This is a genomic window from Rhizobium sp. A22-96 (genome assembly GCF_053521805.1).
The window spans coordinates 870,188-888,561 of the sequence record NZ_JBNWDQ010000003.1 but is presented as its reverse complement, the minus strand read 5'-3'; the positions used below and the strand labels follow the sequence as shown (position 1 = coordinate 888,561).

Below are 18,374 nucleotides of genomic sequence, written 5' to 3'. Positions count from 1 at the left end.
GTCCCCAGCGTGCGATCAGACCTGCATGATTTCCTTTTCTTTGTCGGCTAGCAAGCGGTCGACATCCGAAATCGTCTCATCAGTCATCTTCTGCACACGCTCGGAGAGCGATCGGCTCTCGTCCTGACCGATTACCCCGTCCTTTTCGGCCTTTTTGAGACCATCCATGCCATCACGGCGGACGTGGCGAATCGCGACCTTCGCCTTTTCGGCATATTCGTGCGCAACCTTGACCAGCGACCGGCGGCGCTCTTCGTTGAGTTCCGGCAACGGAATGCGCAGATTCTGTCCATCGATGATCGGATTGAGGCCGAGATTGGATTCGCGAATGGCACGCTCGACGGCGCCGACCATCGACTTGTCCCATACCGATACCATCAGCATGCGGGCTTCCGGCACGCTGATATTCGACACCTGATTCAGCGGCATGCGAGAGCCGTAGGCTTCGATCGTGACCGGGTCCAGAATGTTTGCGGATGCACGGCCGGTGCGCAGCGAGGCGATATCGCTCTTGAATGCTGCGATGGCGCCATCCATGCGCCGCTTCAATTCCTTGAGGTCTGTGCCGTCACTCATGTCTATACTCCCCTGTAATAAGGCGACGCCGGGGCGACCCGGCGCCACAGGAACGTCAATTGTCTGATACGATGGTCTTGCGGCCGCCGCCGGTCAAGATTTCCCCGAAGCCGCCCTTCTCATGAATAGAGAAAACAATGATCGGAATGGAGTTTTCCCGCGCGAGCGCCACGGCTGCCACATCCATGACCGCCAATCCCTTTTCCAGCACCTGGCTGTGGGTCAGGTGATCGAAACGCTCGGCATCGGGGAACTTCTTCGGATCGGCGGAGTAGATGCCGTCCACCTGTGTGCCCTTGAAGATCGCCTGTGCGCCCATTTCGGCAGCGCGCAGGGCGGCCGCAGAATCAGTGGTGAAGAACGGATTGCCGGTGCCGCCGGCGAAGATCACCACGCGGCCAAGGGAGAGGTGATAGAGCGTGGCACGCTGCGAGAAGCTCTCGCAGATCTCCGGCATGGAAATGGCCGATAACACCACGGTCTCGATGTCGAGCTTGCGTAGCGAAGTCGCCAGCGCCAGCGCGTTTATAACGGTTCCCAGCATGCCCATATGGTCGCCGGTGACGCGGTCGCCGCCCTTGGAGGCCACGGCAACGCCGCGGAAGATATTGCCGCCGCCGACGACGACGCCGACTTCAACGCCCATTGCGCGCGCTTCTGCGATATCGGAGGCAATCCGGTCGGAGACGGTAACGTCGATACCGAAGCCTTGGCTGCCCATAAGGGCTTCGCCGGAGGCCTTTAGCAGTACGCGCTTGTAGATCGGCTGAGACATCGTGGCTCCTTGAGGTGATCGCGGGGGATGATTGTGAAAGCCGGATACACGAAGGGCACCGCGTTGTCACGCGATGCCCTGAGGTTTTCCCTGATATGGTTTCACCAAACCGGGATATGATTTCTTTTCCCTGATCAGCCCTTGGCGACAGCTGCGACTTCGGCAGCGAAGTCGGTTTCTTCCTTCTCGACGCCTTCGCCGAGCAGCAGACGGGCCATGCCGACGACTTCGATCGCGGCGCCAGCGGTCTTTTCAGCTTCCTTGATGGCCGCGCCGACCGTCAGGTCCGGATTGATGACGAAAGCCTGCGAGAGAAGAGCGACTTCCTCGAAGAACTTCCGCATACGGCCTTCGACCATCTTTTCGATGATGGCTTCCGGCTTGCCGGATTCGCGGGACTGCTCGATGAAGACGTTGCGTTCGCGCTCGGCGACTGCTGCATCGACTTCTTCGGCGCGGATAGCCAGCGGGTTGGTGGCAGCAATGTGCATGGCAACCTGACGGCCGATCGAGGTCAGAACGGCCTTGTCGCCGACCGACTTCAGGGCGACCAGAACGCCGAGCTTGCCGATGCCGTCGCCGGCAGCGTTGTGGATGTAGGTCGCCACGACGCCGTGCTCGACTTCCAGCTTGGCCGAACGGCGAAGCGTCATGTTTTCGCCGATGGTGGCGATCGCGTCCTTGATGGTGTCGGCGACCGGCTTGCCGGATGCCGGATAGGTGGCAGCCGAAATGGCTTCGACCGTGCCGTTGGTGGACAGCGCAACTTCGGCGATGCCGCGAGCGAGATCCTGGAAGGCATCGTTACGGGCAACGAAGTCGGTTTCGGAGTTGAGCTCGACGACAACAGCCTTGTGGCCGGCGCCGGCGATGGCGACCAGGCCTTCAGCGGCGGTGCGGCCAGACTTCTTGTCGGCCTTGGAGATGCCCTTGGCGCGCAGCCAGTCGATCGCTGCTTCGATATCGCCGTTGGTTTCGGTCAGCGCCTTCTTGCAGTCCATCATGCCTGCGCCAGACTTTTCGCGCAGTTCCTTTACCAGTGCAGCCGTAATCTCGGTCATAAGCTTCCTCTTGTCGGTTCATACGGTGCGGCATGCGGTTTCGATCCGAAGCGGCACCGATTTGAGGGACGAAATGTACCCGTAAGTATGACAGCGTTATGAAGCTGCGTCATACTGTGGAATTCTTGATTGGAACATGCCTGACTTTAACGTCTACAGCGCCGCACGTCACAAGTGACGTGCAAAGGCCGCTGTAGCACTTTAAATCCTCTGCATAATTTTACCCTTAAATCGATTCCGATTTAAGGAATTATGCAGCAGGCAAAACGTTACCTAAAACGCGATAAGGCCGCTCGAACTTCTTGAAGTCGCAAACGGCCTTATCCCGGATGTCAATGCGCTTGGGTGGGCGATTTACTGCCCGCCTCGCGGCGCGATCAGGCTTCGGCGCCGTCCGCCAGGGTCGGCTCGACCGGAGTTTCCTCGGCAGCACCGAGGTCACGGCCCGATGCGCTCTGCTGGCGAGCAATGCCGTCGATGGCAGCGCGCGCGATCAGATCGCAGTAAAGAGCGATGGCTCGCGAAGCGTCGTCGTTGCCCGGGATCGGGTAGTCGATCAGGTCCGGATCGCAGTTCGAGTCGATGATGGCGACAACCGGGATGCCGAGGCGCTTGGCTTCGTCGATCGCGATCTTTTCCTTGTTGGTGTCGATGATGAACATCAGGTCCGGCGTGCCGCCCATGTCCTTGATACCACCGAGGGCCTTATCGAGCTTTTCGCGCTCGCGCTCAAGGTTCAGACGTTCCTTCTTGGTGAAGCCCTGGGCGTCGCCGGAGAGGATTTCGTCGAGCTTGCGCAGACGCTGGATCGAGTTGGAGATCGTCTTCCAGTTGGTCATCATGCCGCCGAGCCAGCGGGCGTTGACGTAGTACTGAGCCGAGCGCTTTGCGCTGTCGGCGATCAGTTCAGACGCCTGACGCTTGGTGCCGACGAACAGGACGCGGCCGCCACGGGCAACGGTGTCGCTGACAACCTGCAGGGCGCGGCTCAGCAACGGAACCGTCTGTGCGAGGTCGATGATGTGGATGTTGTTACGATCGCCGAAAATGTACGGCTTCATCTTCGGGTTCCAGCGGTGCGTCTGGTGGCCGAAGTGAACACCTGCTTCGAGAAGCTGGCGCATAGAAAAATCGGGCAATGCCATGCCTTTGTATCCTTTTCCGGTTGAACCTCCGCAAGGCGAACAGCATCCTCTTCGAGAATGCCACCGGGCGGAACGATCCGGATTTCTCCCGGACAATCCCATGCCTTACGTGTGGAATGCGGCTGCCCATACATTCGATTTGCCGGGAATGCAAGGCTTTCGTCTAAAAAAGAGCCCCAGCCTGCCCTCAGGCGGCCAGTTTATCGAGCAGGGCCAGCATGACATTGGCATCCGGCATAGGCAAGACGGCATCGATTTCCGCCGGCAGCAAGCCAGCAATGGCGCTGTCGGCATCACCCGTCGCCGTACCCAACGGCCCGCGAAACCCATGCTTTGTCCAGGCGAGCTCCTGCAATCGCGGGCTGATCAGCGCCTCGATCACGCGATCGGCCTGCTCGTCGATGGCGATCAGGGGATGGGCGGAATAGACGGTCGGATGCGGATAGAGCACCACGGGCTTCGCGCCGTTGCTGGCCTGGACCCTTTTCCAACGCTGCGGGTCGGCGAGGATCCATTCCACCAGCTGATTCTCATAGCCGACAATCATCGGTTCGCCGCCAATGCCGCCGGCAAGATACTGCTCGAACAGCTTGCCCGACGACGAGGACTTGAAGCCCATGTTGCGGAAAATCGCCTGTGCCTTGTCACCGAACTGCGAGAGGTTGCCAGCATTCGCGACGTTGCCGCTCAGCAGGCTGAGCACCAGGCCGGCAAACATGAAGCCGGAATTGGATCGGTTCGGATCGGTGGACACGATCCGTGACTGTCCATAGAGCGAGCCGACGCCGAGCTTGGACCACGTCGTTCCCGCAAGCACGGCATCGAGCAGCGCCTTCAGATCGAGCTGATGCTGGCCTTCCGATGTCGTGGTGACAAGCCCGGCCTTAATCAACCCATCGACGACAGGCTGCCAGGAATAGACGACGACAGGCGTATTGAGGATGACGCGGTCATTACGGATCTTGATGCCGTTTTGCCGGGCAATATCGACCATGATCGAGGAGGACGGCCAGAGAAATGCCGGATTCTGCAACAGCAGAGCCTGTTCGCGCACCATCTCGACGGAGCCCGCGACGCGGCTGTTGATCTCAAGCCCATGGCTGTGCAGCGCGCCGATCACATCGCTATCGGCCAAGAATGCTTCCTTTTCGCCGCCGATAAAACCGAAGAGCTTTGTGCTGTTGCCGAGCAGCCCCTGCAGCTCCGGCCGGTCCTTGACGGCGAAATAGCCGCCAGTGCCTGCAACTCCGGCAGCGAGAAGCCCTACTCCAAATGCGCGGCGGGAAATGGCCATCAGCGTCCTATATCCTCTTTGAGCGAGGCCTGTATCAGCCGCAGCTCCGTATCAAGCGTATCGAGCCTGTCATCGACCAGGCTGTCCGAATAGTGGACGAAGGCATCCTCCAGCTTGGTCAGGACCAGGCCGATCTCCTGCAAGCGCGCGGCATCAGGCTGGCGCTTCGCCTCGATCACGGCGAAGCCTTCCGCCACTTCGGCGGCGCGCGGCAGGTAATAGCTCAAGAACCGCCTCACCGTAGCGGCACTTTCCGGATTGGCCTCCACCTTGGCGAAGACGTCGGCGGCAATCTCCGCCAGATGCCGCACCCGCCTTGCCGTATCCTTGCTGGTAATCCCGGCCGCCGAAGCTTCCAGCCTGCGCGCGGCCGGTGCCGCCGAGTTCAGCAGATCACGAGCGAATTCAAGCCGTCCCCGGCCGATGACCCTGGCATCCAACCCTTCGAAAAGGCTGCGTGGGGCCAGCACGAAGATGAGGCCGACAAAGACGAGCAGGCCAATGGCGGCCGCGATCCATATAGGCATGCCGGCAAAGAAGCTCAGCACAGGAATGACGATCGCGGCGGCAAGGCCCGCCACGATCCAATTCCAATCATTGCCGAACCAATTGCGCATTCTCGTCCTAATTATAGCCGCGCACTGCCCGGAACGCGCTGACCAGATCGCCGCGACCATCGAAGACGCGTGCCGAGGTTTCCTGCGCCAGGGCATCCAATTGCCGCTTGTCCGCATCGCCGAAGGTGATGCCGAACACCGGGACATGCGGGCTGACCGATGCCCATCGGCTCATGAAATCGCGATTGGCATCGTCGGATTTTCCATCGGTCATGATGACGATCGCCGGCAGGTAAGACGACAGATCTCGCGTACTCTTCATCCAGTCAAGCGCCCTGCTCGCGCAGGCATACATATCCGTACCGCCGCCGGCGCGCTGGCGCGATACCTTGTCGACAAGGTTCCTCTGCTGGGCGGGATTTCCCGTGCCCTCGAAGGTGCCGCGCACATTGGCGTCGAAGGGAATGACCATGATGCGATCGGCCGGGGTCCATTGCGCCAATACCTTGCCGGTCTCATCCGGATTGAACAGGAATCGCATGGCCGCCTGGAGCTGATTTTCGCCCGGCCCCTCCATCGAGCCTGAGAAATCGAGGCAAAGAGCCGTCAACGAAGGCTTTCGCAAAGCCACCTGATAGAGATCAAGCGCCTGGCGGATCACAGCGGGCTCCGGCATGCGTATAGCCGTCACCAGCCGTGTCGGATCGAAATTCCATGACGGGTCCGGCCTGGCCGTAACATCAGCGAGGGGAATGCGGCGTCCGGTATCGGCGATGCGCTTCTGCACCGGCGCGGACCGAAGATACTCGACAAGCTGGTTGAAGAAGGTCTCGACCTCCTGTCCGCGTCCGTGATCGACGAAGCCGATCGGCGAATCGGCGACTACGACGCCATCGGCCGGATAGATCGCATAAAGCGGCTCCTTGCCCATGCCCGCGAGCTTGTCATTGGTTTCCTTCAGGACAGCTTCGTAGTTCCACATCGCGTCGTAGAGCGTGCCCTTCGAAGCCTGATCCGTATAGAGATCTGCAAGCCAGCCGGACGAACCGGAAGAGCGCTCGACGCCGGCAAGCAGGGAGCGGACCGCATCCTGCACATCCGGCTTGTCGAGATCACCAGGCTCGATGACGGGCTTGTTGCCAAGCGCCGTCGACAACATGCCGAGATAGGCGCTGGCGCCGGAATTGGATTGCGTCGCCGATGTCATGAGAAACTTCAGCGAACCGCTCTTTACCGCCGCCAATATGTCCTTCATGTAGACGGGCTTGCCAACCCAGCCGAGCGCCTCGGCCTTGGATTTGCGCACGCCGAGAATGACAGGCATCTGCGCGACCGAGGTCAACGACTTCACCCGGCGCTTGACGTCGAACATATCGACCCAAACGCTCGATGCCGGCCAGACAGCGTCCTGCTCGACACCCTGCTCACTCTGGAGAGCAAGCCCGATATCCAGCGTGCCCTCATAAGAGAAGCTGCAGGTCGCCTTCTTTTCCTTGCAGAACTCCTCGACGATTGGCTGGATGACGGTATTTTCAGAGCCGGAAACGATCGAGAACTTCGGGCCTTCCCCACCGACATTGCAGCCGCTGAGCGCGAGAGCCGCAGCCAGTATCAGGCCGGTGACGAATGTGCGGTTTATCATGCGAATTACCGCGCCTCGATCATTGCTTTCTTGAGCTCAATAGTCATTTTTTGCATCCGCTGCTCGGCCTCGGCCCGCTTGGCGCGGCCATCCTCCTGCACCTTCAGCACGCCACCGATCGTATCGATCAGGTCGCGGTTGGCGGCGGCAAGCGTATCGATATCGACGATACCGCGCTGCGATTGCTGCTCTATGGCAATGGCCTGATCTTTCATCATTTTCGAAGCTTCGCGGATCATGTCGTTGGTGGCGTCCGTCACCGTCTTCTGCAATTCGAGCGCCGATTTCTGCTGGGTCAGGCCGAGCAGAATCACCATCTTCTGCTTCCAGGCCGGCACCGTCAGCGCCGAGGTCGCCTGCAAATTCTCGATCAGCGTCTCGTCACCCGCCTGGACGATACGGATCTGCGGCAGCTGCTGGATGCCGAGCTGGCGGGCCTGCTGCAGGTAGAAAACCCGCTTTTCCAAGCGATCCAGAGCCTGCACGCTATCCTGATAGACCTGCGCCTCCAGCATGCCGCCGCCGGGATTGGCTGAAGCCGCATCGGCCGCACTCTTCAGCCTCGGGAGTTCCGTCACGCGAAAGCGCTCGGTGAAGTTCTTGCCCGCCTGCACGTAAGCATCGAGCTGCAGGATCGACTGCTTTGTCTCCTCGTGCAGATCGTCGAGAAGGGCGATATCGCGACGCAGAATATCCTTGTGGCGATCAAGCTCCAGCCCGATGCGATCGATCTGGCCCGCCACATCCTCGAACTGCTCCTTGAAGCGCTCAACTCTCGCCCGGAAGGAGGAGAACATCCGCGAAAGAAAACCCTCGTCCTTCAGGGACGCCGGATCGAGTTTCTTCGATTTGACGATGATATCGGTGAGCAGCTTGCCGACTTCACCGAGATCGCGGTTTCGGACTTCGCGCAGAATCCGGTCCGAATAATCGGACACGGATTGCTGGGCGCGGTCGCCATAGACGGAAATGCCGGCACGGTCGGTGATGTCGATGGCATCGCCGATGCGGGCGATTTCAGCCGGATCGGCGGCGACCAAAGGCAGGGTCTCATTGGAACCGGCGGCGATATCGGTATTGCTCATAGGTCGGGCTTTCTCGTCCATAAAAACGGAGCCGACCGCAAAAATCATCAATCGTCCCCAAGACGATCATTTCCCCGCGCGCCCCACCACAATTCCAGATCGTTATGGGAAGCGGTTAGACTCACCCAAGCGTGCCGATCGTTTCACACAATAGTGAAACTTGGATCACAGTTTTATGACGGAGATCTTACAGCTTGCGCGCCATCGCCCGGCAGCTATTGGCATGCCTTATTATCGAGAACTTCGAGCTTGGTCAGCTTGCCGGTCAGGACGAAGTCGCCATAATCCATGGTGAGATCGCGCGTGATGCCATTCTCGTAGAGCTTGAACGACATGCGATAAACCGGCATGGCGTCGCCCGTGGATTTCTCATTGAAATAGGCGACCGTCACCGGCCAGAAAGCCGTCTTGGCAAAGGCGCCGGCCTTGTCGGCATCGGGGTCATCCTTGGCGGGCGTCTCCTGCTTGCCGACGACGGTGGTCGCGATCAACGGCTTGTCGCCATCGTCGGAACCGTCAAAAACCTGAGCTTCAAAGAATTTCTTGCCGATCTTGGCATTCTGAATGATGTCGAGCATGTGTTCCGTCGGGAACCGGCTCTGGATCAGTTCGACCTGCTTGCTGTGCGGCTGGGTCAGATCGACCTTGATGCCCTTCTGATCGTCGGTTGCGGCGCCACGCACATCCTTGTCGAGCTGGCTGTCGGTATAGGATTTGGTTTCAAAGCGGAATACCCGCTTGGCCAGGTCCTCGAAGGTCGTCGTCTGCTGGTCGCTGACACGCGTGGAATCGCCCGTGTCGATCTGTGTGACGAAACGGAAATTCGTGGTGAATCCGGCGCAATCGGAGCCTTCGAATTCATAGACCATGCGACCGAACATTCCGGCGATGCCGGAGCGGTCGGTGGCGTCCTTCAGTTCCAGATCGTAGACGGCGCGATGCGCGATAAGCCCGCTTGGACCTGCGGCCTGGGCGGACGGCGTCCCCAGTGAAAGAATGCCCAGCCCCGAAACGACGGTGGCAGCAATACTCGAGCGGAACATTCATTATCTCCTGTTGGACTCGCACGCGATGTTATAAGAACGCTTTCGGCTAAAACGAGGCTGCCAGTCCCAATTGGCGGAACTTAGCCTTGATGCCGGATTTTTGAAGGTTTTACAACAAAACGGGAGATGAAAATGTCCGACGCTATAGAGGGTCGTCTGAAGGAACTCGGGATTGTTCTGCCGCAGGCCGCTGCACCGGCCGCCAACTACGTTCCCTATGTCATCAGCGGCAATCTTCTCTATCTGTCGGGGCAGTTGCCCATCGAGAACGGCAAGGTCAGCGTGACAGGCCATCTCGGCAAAGACGTCGACGTTACCGGCGGCCAGCGCGCCGCCGAGCTTTGCGCCATCAACATTCTCGCACAGGCGAAGGCCGCCCTCGGCGGCGATCTCGGCCGCATCAAGCGCCTGATCAAGCTGAACGGCTTCGTCGCCTCAACGCCGGATTTCGTCGAACAACACCTTGTGATCAACGGTGCCTCCAATCTTCTGGCAAATGTATTGGGCGAGGCTGGCAAGCATGCCCGCGCCGCCGTGGGCATGGCTGCCTTGCCGCTCAATGCCGCCGTCGAAATCGATGCCATTCTGGAAATCGCCTGATGAGCAAGCTTGCCTGGCTGACCGAACGTCCCGTCGCCCATCGCGGCTATCACGACATGAACAGGGAAGTCTGGGAGAACACGCTCTCGGCCTTCAGCCGCGCCATCGATGCCGGCTTTGCCATAGAATGCGACCTGCATTATGCCTCCGACAGCGTGCCCGTCGTTTTCCATGATGACGATCTGCAGCGCGTCTGCAATCTTCCCGGCCAGCTGCGCGATCGCACTTCGGCCGAACTCGGCCTGCTCTCCATCGGCGGCACCAAGGACAAGATCCCAACCTTGAAGCAGCTTCTGCAGCTCTGCGACGGCAAGGTTCCGCTGGTGCTGGAGCTCAAGGGCCGCGAAGGCGACGACGAAGGCTTTGCCGAATCCGTGCTCGAGGTGCTGGAAGGCTATAAGGGCCATGTGGCGCTGATGAGTTTCGACCATTGGCTGCTAAAGGACCTCAAGTCACTGGAAGCATCCTACCCAGTCGGGCTTACGGCCGAAGGAAACAAGCCTGAGACATTTTTTCAGCATGACGAAGCCATGCAGCTTGGGCTAGACTTCATTTCATACTTCCACGGCCATCTGCCGAACCCCTTCATCACGGCGCAGCGCCAGCGCGGCATTCCGGTCATCACCTGGACCGTGCGCGACGAAGCGGCCCGCAAACATACATTTGCCAATGCAGACCAGATGACCTTTGAAGGTTTTGATCCGCGCATCGCCTCGTAAACCGGCTTCGATCGAAGGAAGGCGATGCGCAAACTTGAATTTCCACTGCGTCCAGCATGGCGCAGTGGTTGAGAGCCCCGCCCTTCCTTCCTAGCGCCAAGAATTTGATGACAGACGAATTATCCATTCGAGTCGAACGATCCTTCAAGAACATCGCTCCGGAAAGCTGGTCCAGGCTGGCCGGGGCGTCCAAGACGAGCAGCGTGTTGCCCTACAATCCGTTTGTCTCGCACGCCTTTCTGTCCTCACTCGAGGAATCCGGCTCGGCAACCGACAAGACGGGGTGGCTCGGAAACCATCTGCTGCTCGAAACCGATAGCGGTGAATTGATCGGCGCTGTCGTCGGTTACCTCAAAACCCACAGCCAGGGCGAATATGTCTTTGACCATGGCTGGGCCGATGCCTTTGAGCGCGCCGGTGGCCGTTACTATCCGAAGCTGCAATGCTCCATTCCCTTCACACCTGCCACGGGACCGCGGCTGCTGGTTGCCGAAGACCAGGATCGGGAGGCCATCCAGCCGGCGCTTGCCGAGAGCCTGAAGGAAGTGACTCGGCAGCTTGGCGTTTCCTCGGCGCATATTACTTTCCTGCCGCAAGACGAGGTTTCCGTCTTCGAAACGGATGGCTATCTGCATCGCACCGATCAGCAGTTCCATTTCATCAATGAGGGCTATTCGGATCACGATGCCTTCCTCGAAACGCTGGCCTCCCGCAAGCGCAAGGCGCTGAAGAAGGAGCGCCGCGCCGCGCTGGAGCACGGGATCACCATCGACTGGCTGACCGGCAGTGACCTCACCGAAGGTATCTGGGATCAATTCTTCGCCTTCTACATGGATACGGGCAGCCGCAAATGGGGCCGGCCCTATCTCACCCGGAAGTTCTACTCGCTGATCGGCGAGCGCATGGCTGACGATGTCCTGCTGGTCATGGCAAAACGCGAGGGCCGCTACATTGCCGGCGCCATCAACTTCATCGGTGGAGAAACGCTTTACGGCCGGCATTGGGGCTGCATCGAGGATCATCCCTTTCTGCATTTCGAGGTCTGCTATCATCAGGCGATCGATTTTGCGCTGAGCAAGGGATTGAAGCGCGTGGAGGCAGGCGCACAGGGCGAGCACAAGCTTGCCCGAGGTTACCTTCCCGTCATCACGCATTCGGCGCATTATATCGGCCATCAAGGCCTGCGCCGTGCGGTCGCCGACTATCTGCAGCATGAACGGGAGCAGGTGGAAGAGATGAGCGAAGTTCTGAGCGAACACAGCCCCTTCCGCAAAGGCGAACGGCAGGATATCTAGCCGTCCACGACAATCACAAACGGAAGACGAGGAGACCCTGGATGACCAACGCGGCCTACGACAGCAACAACATCTTCGCGAAGATCCTGAAAGGCGAGATCCCTTCCTATCGTGTCTACGAGGATGAACACACGGTCGCCTTCATGGACGTCATGCCGCAATCGCCGGGCCATACGCTGGTTTTGCCGAAATCTCCGTCGCGCAACATGCTCGACGCCGATCCGGCAGCGCTTCAGCACGCGATCACCGTGGTCCAGAAAGTCGCTGTCGCGGTCCAGGAAGCCTTTGACGCCGATGGCGTCTATATCGCCCAGTTCAACGAGCCGGCCGCGGGCCAGACCGTGTTCCACCTCCACTTCCACGTCATCCCGCGTCACGAAGGCGTGGCGCTGAAGCCGCATTCGGGCAAGATGGAAGATGGCGACGTTCTGGCAGACAACGCCAAAAAGATCATCGAGGCCTTGCGCTGAGCGGGAGGCGGAGAAACCTCTTCATCTCTTGCATTAGATATCACGCATAATAAAATGAAAAGGCTGCATTGTTGCCAATGCAGCCTTTCTGTTTTCAAGCGATCACTCGCCGGTTACTTGCGCGGAACCTTCGGCACCGTGCCACCCTTGCGGGACGACTTGCCTTCCGGCTCCACGTTGTCGCTGGCCGCAGCGGCCTTGGCCGAGCGACGGGCATCCGCGGCTGCACCGGCCTTGCCGACACGGCTTCTGGCCTTGACCGTGGTGTCACCATCATCGTGCTCCGCCTCGACCGGCACATCGCCGACTTCAGCTTCCGGCTTCGGCCGGATCGGCGCGGTCTCGGAGACGGATTCGAGCACGATGCCCGTGGTGCCGTCTTCCTTCTTGCCGACCGTGACCGTTACGACGCCACCCTTCTTCAACTTGCCGAAGAGGATTTCGTTCGCCAGCGGCTTCTTGATGTTTTCCTGAATGACACGCGCCAGCGGACGGGCGCCCATCTTTTCGTCGTAGCCCTTTTCAGACAGCCAAGCGATCGCGTCCTCATGCAGATCAAAGGTCACATTCCTTTCGGAAAGCTGAGCCTCCAGCTGCATGATGAACTTCTGCACGACCTTGTGGATAACGACGGTCGGCAGCGGCGCGAACGGAATGGTCGCATCCAGACGGTTGCGGAATTCCGGGGTGAAGAGCCGGTTGAGAGCCTCTTCGTCCTCGCCGGTACGCTTGGCGGAGCCGAAGCCGATAGCGGCCTTGGCCATTTCCGATGCGCCCGCGTTGGTCGTCATGATCAGGATGACGTTGCGGAAGTCGATCTTCTTGCCGTTGTGGTCGGTCAGCGAACCATGGTCCATGACCTGCAGCAGGATATTGAAGATATCCGGATGCGCCTTCTCGATTTCGTCGAGCAGCACCACGCTATGCGGATGCTGGTCGACACCATCGGTCAGCAGGCCGCCCTGGTCGAAGCCGACATAGCCGGGAGGTGCGCCGAGCAGACGGGAAACCGTGTGACGCTCCATATATTCCGACATGTCGAAGCGCAGCAGTTCGACGCCCAGCGACGAAGCAAGCTGCTTGGCGACTTCCGTCTTACCGACGCCCGTGGGGCCGGAGAAGATGTAGCAGCCGATCGGCTTGTTCGGTTCGCGCAGGCCAGCACGAGCCAGCTTGATCGCCGTCGACAGAGCCTCGATCGCCGTGTCCTGGCCATACACGACCGAACGCAGCTCCTGTTCGAGGTTGGCGAGAACCATCTCGTCATCCTTGGACACCGTCTTCGGGGGAATACGGGCCATAGTGGCGATCGTGACCTCGATCTCCTTCTCGGTGATCAGCTTGCGACGCTTGGACGGCGGCAGCAGCATTTGCGCGGCACCCGTTTCGTCGATGACGTCGATCGCCTTGTCCGGCAGCTTGCGGTCGGAAATGTAGCGCGCCGACAGCTCGACAGCCGACTTGATGGCGTCGTTCGAGTAGCGCAGGTGATGATACTCTTCGAAATAGGGCTTCAGGCCCTTCATGATTTCGATGGCATCCTCGATGCTCGGCTCGTTGACGTCGATCTTCTGGAAGCGGCGGACAAGTGCCCGGTCCTTCTCGAAGAACTGACGGTATTCCTTGTAGGTGGTCGAACCGATGCAACGGATCGCACCCGAGGAGAGAGCCGGCTTCAGCAGGTTCGATGCATCCATCGCACCGCCCGAGGTGGCGCCAGCGCCGATGACAGTGTGGATTTCATCGATGAACAGCACGGCGCCCGGATATTCCTCGAGTTCCTTGACGACCTGCTTCAGGCGTTCTTCGAAATCGCCGCGATAACGGGTGCCGGCCAGCAGCGTGCCCATATCGAGCGAAAAGATCGTGGCATCGGCCAGAGCTTCCGGAACCTTGCCTTCGACGATGCGCTTGGCAAGGCCTTCGGCAATCGCCGTCTTGCCCACGCCCGGGTCGCCGACATAGAGCGGATTGTTCTTCGAGCGGCGGCACAGCACCTGGATGGTACGGCTGACTTCCGAATGGCGACCGATCAGCGGATCGATCTTGCCGTTCTTGGCCTTCTCGTTGAGGTTGACGCAATAGGCCTTCAGCGCATCCTGCTGCTTCTTGCCATTGCCTTCCTCCTGCTCGCCGCGGGAGGTCGGCTTGCTTTCGGATTCGCTTTCCTCGGCGCCACGCGGCGCGCGGGCCTGGGAGGAGCCCGGACGCTTGCCGATGCCGTGAGATATGTAGTTTACCGCGTCGTAGCGGGTCATTTCCTGCTCCTGCAGGAAGAATGCAGCATGGCTTTCCCGTTCCGCAAAAATCGCGACGAGAACGTTGGCGCCCGTCACTTCTTCGCGACCGGACGACTGGACATGGATCACGGCACGCTGGATGACGCGCTGGAAGCCGGAAGTCGGCTTCGAGTCCTCATCATAGCCCGTAATCAGGTTAGAAAGTTCATTATCGACGTATTCAGTCAGAGTCTTACGGAGCGCGTCGAGATCAACATTGCACGCGCCCATGACAGCTGCGGCGTCGGCGTCGTCAACCAACGCCAAAAGCAGATGTTCCAGCGTGGCATACTCGTGATGCCGCTCGTTCGCGTAAGTCAGTGCCTGGTGCAGCGCCTTCTCAAGACTAGGCGAAAATGTTGGCACGTTCAGATCCTCACTTCTTTTCCATAACACATTGCAGCGGATGTTGGTGCTGCCGGGCAAAATCCATCACCTGGCTCACCTTCGTTTCGGCTACTTCATATGTATATATCCCGCATTCGCCCACGCCTTGGTTGTGGACATGAAGCATGATGCGAGTGGCACTCTCAAGATCCTTTTGAAAGAAACGCTCCAGGATGTGGATCACGAAATCCATGGGCGTATAGTCGTCATTCAGAAGCAGCACGCGGTAGAGGTTGGGCTTTTTGGTCTTGGGCTTGGTGCGTGTAATCACCGAGGTCCCGCGGTTTGCGTTTTCCCCATTCCTTTCGCCATTGTTTTGCATCCGGATCGGCTCAGCGATCATTTCGTTCTTTCCTCAAATCATCCGGCAGAAGCTATCGCATTCCGACTTGGCAAGTGGGTTGGTTTATTGACTCGGTCGGGCCGAATGTCCGAACCCCTAAGGTAGTTCATATTGGCGCGATTTTAAGCCCCTTACTGGACACTGCAATCACAATTCGCTGACAAAACGGGCTCTGGCCAAAAAAGTCGCTGCATATGGCCCGGGCTGGCCCAAGTTTATGAAAACGCAAAAGACCGGCCACGCATCGCGCAGCCGGTCTTTCCAAATTTTATCGCTTCGGGCGATTCTTAAGCGGCGGGGGCCGTCGCGGTTGCCTTGCCAGCAGCCTTCGTCGCAGCAGCGATGGGCGCTTCGTAGGGCTTGTAGGCGGTCTTGGCGAGATCGGCATACATTTCGCCGAGCTTGGTGGCTTCAGCGACAAAGTTTTCGTAGGCGGACTTCACAAAGCTGCTCTGCAGTTCGAAGGCAGCTTCAAAGCTCTTGACGCCAGCGAGCGTTTCAAAATGCGCAACGCCGTCCTGGAAAGACTTCTTGGAATATTCAGCAGTCTCGGCGGCAATCGCCTGGAAACCCTTGTTGACATCGGAATAGCTCTTCAGCGCCGTGTCTACAGCTTCCTTGCCCTTTTTATTGGCTTCTTCAAAATTGAACATGCGTCTCCGTCCCTTTTGTTGGCCAGCCGACGGCCGGTTTACAGCCTCAAAGTTAAATGCGACGCACCATTAGTCAAGTAGTCTTGTGCGTCGCAATATCCTCTCAAGGTTGCATTTCCGGTAACAGGTCGATGTCAACGGTACTGGTTGCACTGCATCATTCTGATTTTCCTAATATATATCATTCACCCTGCAACCGGAGGCTTTGGGAAAAATATTGCCGCTCTTCGCGAAAATCATAGCGGGTGGCAGCCGGCTCAGTTGGAATCCTGCCTGGACGATCATGGCAATTCCGGCAGCGGCCATAGAAAAGAGCCGCATTTCGAAGAAATACGGCTCGAAAATTCGATTGCGATATGGATCGCCGAAAAAGCCTAGAGATCGACGTCCAGGATAGCCATCGAGAAATTGTAGGAACGATCGCCATCTTCATCGTCGATATAGACGACGCCGAGGAATTCTTCCCCAAGATAAACTTCTGCCGAATCATTCTTGCGCGGCCGGGCCTTCACCACGATCTGGGGGTTAAGCGTGCGCTTGAAATAGGCGTCGAGTTTCTTGATTTCGTCAGGCTTCACAATGCATCTCCGTGAGGATCTCTGGTTGGCCGCTTCTTGCATAGGAAAAGCGGCAGTGTAAAGACCGGAACGGCGCCAATACACCTTTGGCGACGCCGCTCGATCTCGGAAATCAGGCTGGACCTTCCTTAGATTCCAGCACCCATGATCTGGTCCACGACCATGCGTTCGGCGAGCAATTGATCCATGGAACGCGAGGGTTCGGAACAGCCGGCTTCACCGACGACCTTGGCCGGAACACCGGCAACAGTCGTCTTCGGCGGCACTTCCTTGAGGACCACCGAGCCGGCGGCGATACGCGAGCAGTGGCCGATCTGGATATTGCCCAGGATCTTGGCGCCGGCGCCGATCAAGACGCCATGGGCAATCTTCGGATGACGGTCGCTGCCTTCCTTGCCGGTGCCGCCAAGGGTGACGCCATGCAGGATCGATACGTTGTCGCCGATAACAGCCGTTTCGCCCACCACCAGGCCAGTCGCGTGATCGAGGAAAATGCCCTTGCCGATGCGCGCCGCCGGATTGATATCGGTCTGGAAGATGCTCGAGGAGCGGCTTTGCAGGTAAAGCGCGAAATCACGCCGGCCGCGATTGTACAGCCAGTGAGCGAGGCGGTGCGTCTGCAGGGCATGAAAACCCTTGAAGTAGAGAACCGCTTCGAGGAAACGCAGGCAGGCGGGATCGCGATCATAGATGGCCTGGATGTCGACGCGCAGGATCGAACCCCATTCCGGCCAATCGGCCAGCATTTCTTCGAATGTCTGCCGCAGCAGGATGGCCTGCATGTCCGGATGATCGAGACGCTCGCAGATACGATAGATGACGCATTCTTCCAGCGAACGATGATTGATGATCGTCGAATAGAGAAAGGCTGCCAGAAGCGGGTCCCGCTCGGCGGCGGTGCGAGCTTCCTCGCGCATGCTATCCCAGATGGGATCCACGACCTTGACCGTGCCCAGGCCCTCCAAGGGGCGAATGTCCGTTACTGCGACCATTGGCGGCCTCCCGATTTTCTGTCTGGCGTGCATTATATAGAATAAATGCCACACAAGACAAATGGGTCGAGCGCGCATGAATTTCGAACGTGATTTTGCCGGCGGTCTCCTTCGTGTAACCAGCAGCGATGCCATAGGCACGATCACGATCAAAAATCCCGATAGGAAGAATGCGGTAACCGCCGCCATGTGGCGCGCAATTCCCCAGGCCGTGCGTTTTCTGACCGATGAGGCACATGCGCATGTCCTCGTTCTTCGCGGCGTGGGCGCCGATTTTTCCGCCGGCGCCGACATCCGTGAATTCGATCGCCTGCGTAAGGATGCCGAGACAGCCGTCGTTTATGAGGCATCAAACAGCGAAGCCTTTACTGCAATCCGCCATTGCCGCGTGCCGACGATCGCCGCAATCCGCGGCATCTGTTATGGCGGCGGCTTCGGGCTGGCGGCCGCTTGCGATTTGCGCATCGCTGAGCAAGGCGCGCGCTTCTGCGTCCCCGCCGTACGTCTCGGCATCGCCTACCCCGCCGATGCCGTGCAGGACATCGTCAACGCGCTCGGATCGCAGATGGCAAAGGTTGCGCTGTTTACCGGCGCGCCAATGTCGAGCGAGAAGATGGTCGCGGCCGGATTTCTGCTGGAAGAAATAGAGGCCAGCGCTTTCGACGGTGAGGTATCCGCCCTCGCCCATGCGATCGCCGCCAATGCGCCGATTGCGCTGCATGCCTCCAAACTCGCGATCCGCGCCGTCATCGAACAGGACGGCGATCTGCTGCGCGAGGCGGAAGTCATCGGCGCCGAGACCTTCGACAGCGCCGACTATGCCGAAGGGCGCGCCGCCTTTGCCGCACGCCGGAAGCCGAAATTCACCGGCAAGTGA

The 18,374-nt window shown here is 59.1% G+C and carries 19 protein-coding genes; 5 read left to right on the top strand and 14 right to left on the bottom strand.

Features of this window, described 5'->3' with window-relative positions; all coding sequences use genetic code 11:
* Positions 1 to 15: 15 nt before the first annotated feature.
* From frr to ACQZ6F_RS17110, 9 genes are all read right to left on the bottom strand, one after another.
* Complete coding sequence (gene frr / locus ACQZ6F_RS17150; RefSeq protein WP_068386384.1) at positions 16 to 576, bottom strand: ribosome recycling factor; 561 nt, start codon at positions 574 to 576, stop codon at positions 16 to 18.
* Positions 577 to 631: 55 nt separating this feature from the next.
* Positions 632 to 1,351 carry a UMP kinase gene (gene pyrH, locus ACQZ6F_RS17145; protein WP_068386380.1) on the bottom strand — a complete coding sequence of 240 codons (720 nt, stop codon included), beginning with the start codon at positions 1,349 to 1,351 and terminating at the stop codon, positions 632 to 634.
* Positions 1,352 to 1,485: 134 nt separating this feature from the next.
* Positions 1,486 to 2,412 (bottom strand): translation elongation factor Ts, encoded by a 927-nt coding sequence (tsf, locus tag ACQZ6F_RS17140; RefSeq protein WP_174071282.1) that lies wholly within the window; start codon positions 2,410 to 2,412, stop codon positions 1,486 to 1,488.
* 377 nt (positions 2,413 to 2,789) lie between these two features.
* Complete coding sequence (gene rpsB, locus ACQZ6F_RS17135; protein ID WP_068386374.1) at positions 2,790 to 3,557, bottom strand: 30S ribosomal protein S2; 768 nt, start codon at positions 3,555 to 3,557, stop codon at positions 2,790 to 2,792.
* Between the two features lie 187 nt (positions 3,558 to 3,744).
* Complete coding sequence (locus ACQZ6F_RS17130; RefSeq protein ID WP_449093279.1) at positions 3,745 to 4,851, bottom strand: hypothetical protein; 1,107 nt, start codon at positions 4,849 to 4,851, stop codon at positions 3,745 to 3,747.
* Positions 4,851 to 5,468, bottom strand: a complete 618-nt coding sequence (locus ACQZ6F_RS17125; RefSeq protein WP_449093280.1) for a 5-bromo-4-chloroindolyl phosphate hydrolysis family protein — start codon at positions 5,466 to 5,468, stop codon at positions 4,851 to 4,853. The genes ACQZ6F_RS17130 and ACQZ6F_RS17125 overlap by 1 nt, the downstream gene beginning before the upstream one ends.
* A 7-nt stretch (positions 5,469 to 5,475) precedes the next feature.
* Positions 5,476 to 7,050: a substrate-binding domain-containing protein gene (locus ACQZ6F_RS17120; protein WP_449093281.1), complete on the bottom strand. Its 1,575-nt coding sequence runs from the start codon at positions 7,048 to 7,050 to the stop codon at positions 5,476 to 5,478.
* A 5-nt stretch (positions 7,051 to 7,055) separates the two neighbouring features.
* The gene (locus ACQZ6F_RS17115) at positions 7,056 to 8,135 is read right to left on the bottom strand and encodes a toxic anion resistance protein (protein WP_449093282.1); all 1,080 of its coding nucleotides are present in this window, start codon (positions 8,133 to 8,135) and stop codon (positions 7,056 to 7,058) included.
* A 215-nt stretch (positions 8,136 to 8,350) separates the two neighbouring features.
* Positions 8,351 to 9,178 carry a cell envelope integrity EipB family protein gene (locus ACQZ6F_RS17110; protein WP_077469845.1) on the bottom strand — a complete coding sequence of 276 codons (828 nt, stop codon included), beginning with the start codon at positions 9,176 to 9,178 and terminating at the stop codon, positions 8,351 to 8,353.
* 135 nt (positions 9,179 to 9,313) lie between these two features.
* Between ACQZ6F_RS17110 and ACQZ6F_RS17105 the strand changes: the two genes are divergently transcribed.
* From ACQZ6F_RS17105 to ACQZ6F_RS17090, 4 genes are all read left to right on the top strand, one after another.
* The gene (locus ACQZ6F_RS17105; RefSeq protein ID WP_449093283.1) at positions 9,314 to 9,781 is read left to right on the top strand and encodes a RidA family protein; all 468 of its coding nucleotides are present in this window, start codon (positions 9,314 to 9,316) and stop codon (positions 9,779 to 9,781) included.
* Positions 9,781 to 10,500 (top strand): glycerophosphodiester phosphodiesterase, encoded by a 720-nt coding sequence (locus tag ACQZ6F_RS17100; RefSeq protein ID WP_449093284.1) that lies wholly within the window; start codon positions 9,781 to 9,783, stop codon positions 10,498 to 10,500. The genes ACQZ6F_RS17105 and ACQZ6F_RS17100 overlap by 1 nt, the downstream gene beginning before the upstream one ends.
* Positions 10,501 to 10,607: 107 nt before the next feature.
* The gene (locus ACQZ6F_RS17095) at positions 10,608 to 11,795 is read left to right on the top strand and encodes a GNAT family N-acetyltransferase (protein WP_449093285.1); all 1,188 of its coding nucleotides are present in this window, start codon (positions 10,608 to 10,610) and stop codon (positions 11,793 to 11,795) included.
* Between the two features lie 41 nt (positions 11,796 to 11,836).
* On the top strand, positions 11,837 to 12,265 hold the full coding sequence (locus ACQZ6F_RS17090; protein ID WP_077469841.1) for an HIT family protein: 429 nt from the start codon (positions 11,837 to 11,839) through the stop codon (positions 12,263 to 12,265).
* 113 nt (positions 12,266 to 12,378) lie between these two features.
* Here ACQZ6F_RS17090 and clpA read toward each other — a convergent pair whose 3' ends face one another.
* The 5 genes from clpA to cysE all read right to left on the bottom strand — a co-directional run bounded on the left by clpA (position 12,379) and on the right by cysE (position 17,497).
* Complete coding sequence (clpA, locus tag ACQZ6F_RS17085) at positions 12,379 to 14,910, bottom strand: ATP-dependent Clp protease ATP-binding subunit ClpA (RefSeq protein WP_077469840.1); 2,532 nt, start codon at positions 14,908 to 14,910, stop codon at positions 12,379 to 12,381.
* A 10-nt stretch (positions 14,911 to 14,920) separates the two neighbouring features.
* On the bottom strand, positions 14,921 to 15,274 hold the full coding sequence (clpS, locus tag ACQZ6F_RS17080; protein WP_068386344.1) for an ATP-dependent Clp protease adapter ClpS: 354 nt from the start codon (positions 15,272 to 15,274) through the stop codon (positions 14,921 to 14,923).
* A 287-nt stretch (positions 15,275 to 15,561) separates the two neighbouring features.
* Positions 15,562 to 15,927, bottom strand: a complete 366-nt coding sequence (locus tag ACQZ6F_RS17075) for a phasin family protein (protein WP_077469839.1) — start codon at positions 15,925 to 15,927, stop codon at positions 15,562 to 15,564.
* Positions 15,928 to 16,301: 374 nt separating this feature from the next.
* Positions 16,302 to 16,505 carry a DUF3126 family protein gene (locus ACQZ6F_RS17070; RefSeq protein ID WP_068386338.1) on the bottom strand — a complete coding sequence of 68 codons (204 nt, stop codon included), beginning with the start codon at positions 16,503 to 16,505 and terminating at the stop codon, positions 16,302 to 16,304.
* 128 nt (positions 16,506 to 16,633) lie between these two features.
* Positions 16,634 to 17,497 carry a serine O-acetyltransferase gene (gene cysE / locus ACQZ6F_RS17065; RefSeq protein WP_068386335.1) on the bottom strand — a complete coding sequence of 288 codons (864 nt, stop codon included), beginning with the start codon at positions 17,495 to 17,497 and terminating at the stop codon, positions 16,634 to 16,636.
* 76 nt (positions 17,498 to 17,573) lie between these two features.
* On the opposite strand from cysE, the gene ACQZ6F_RS17060 reads away from it, so the two are divergent.
* Positions 17,574 to 18,374, top strand: coding sequence for an enoyl-CoA hydratase-related protein (locus ACQZ6F_RS17060; protein ID WP_449093286.1), 801 nt, complete (start codon positions 17,574 to 17,576; stop codon positions 18,372 to 18,374).

Coding starts and splice junctions, on each gene's coding strand:
- ACQZ6F_RS17115 (WP_449093282.1), bottom strand. CDS start 8,135: ATGAGCAATACCGATATCGCCGCCGGTTCCAATGAGACCCTGCCTTTG.
- ACQZ6F_RS17120 (WP_449093281.1), bottom strand. CDS start 7,050: ATGATAAACCGCACATTCGTCACCGGCCTGATACTGGCTGCGGCTCTC.
- ACQZ6F_RS17090 (WP_077469841.1), top strand. CDS start 11,837: ATGACCAACGCGGCCTACGACAGCAACAACATCTTCGCGAAGATCCTG.
- tsf (WP_174071282.1), bottom strand. CDS start 2,412: ATGACCGAGATTACGGCTGCACTGGTAAAGGAACTGCGCGAAAAGTCT.
- cysE (WP_068386335.1), bottom strand. CDS start 17,497: ATGGTCGCAGTAACGGACATTCGCCCCTTGGAGGGCCTGGGCACGGTC.
- frr (WP_068386384.1), bottom strand. CDS start 576: ATGAGTGACGGCACAGACCTCAAGGAATTGAAGCGGCGCATGGATGGC.
- pyrH (WP_068386380.1), bottom strand. CDS start 1,351: ATGTCTCAGCCGATCTACAAGCGCGTACTGCTAAAGGCCTCCGGCGAA.
- ACQZ6F_RS17060 (WP_449093286.1), top strand. CDS start 17,574: ATGAATTTCGAACGTGATTTTGCCGGCGGTCTCCTTCGTGTAACCAGC.
- ACQZ6F_RS17075 (WP_077469839.1), bottom strand. CDS start 15,927: ATGTTCAATTTTGAAGAAGCCAATAAAAAGGGCAAGGAAGCTGTAGAC.
- ACQZ6F_RS17095 (WP_449093285.1), top strand. CDS start 10,608: ATGACAGACGAATTATCCATTCGAGTCGAACGATCCTTCAAGAACATC.
- rpsB (WP_068386374.1), bottom strand. CDS start 3,557: ATGGCATTGCCCGATTTTTCTATGCGCCAGCTTCTCGAAGCAGGTGTT.
- ACQZ6F_RS17110 (WP_077469845.1), bottom strand. CDS start 9,178: ATGTTCCGCTCGAGTATTGCTGCCACCGTCGTTTCGGGGCTGGGCATT.
- ACQZ6F_RS17100 (WP_449093284.1), top strand. CDS start 9,781: ATGAGCAAGCTTGCCTGGCTGACCGAACGTCCCGTCGCCCATCGCGGC.
- ACQZ6F_RS17125 (WP_449093280.1), bottom strand. CDS start 5,468: ATGCGCAATTGGTTCGGCAATGATTGGAATTGGATCGTGGCGGGCCTT.
- ACQZ6F_RS17105 (WP_449093283.1), top strand. CDS start 9,314: ATGTCCGACGCTATAGAGGGTCGTCTGAAGGAACTCGGGATTGTTCTG.
- clpS (WP_068386344.1), bottom strand. CDS start 15,274: ATGATCGCTGAGCCGATCCGGATGCAAAACAATGGCGAAAGGAATGGG.
- ACQZ6F_RS17130 (WP_449093279.1), bottom strand. CDS start 4,851: ATGGCCATTTCCCGCCGCGCATTTGGAGTAGGGCTTCTCGCTGCCGGA.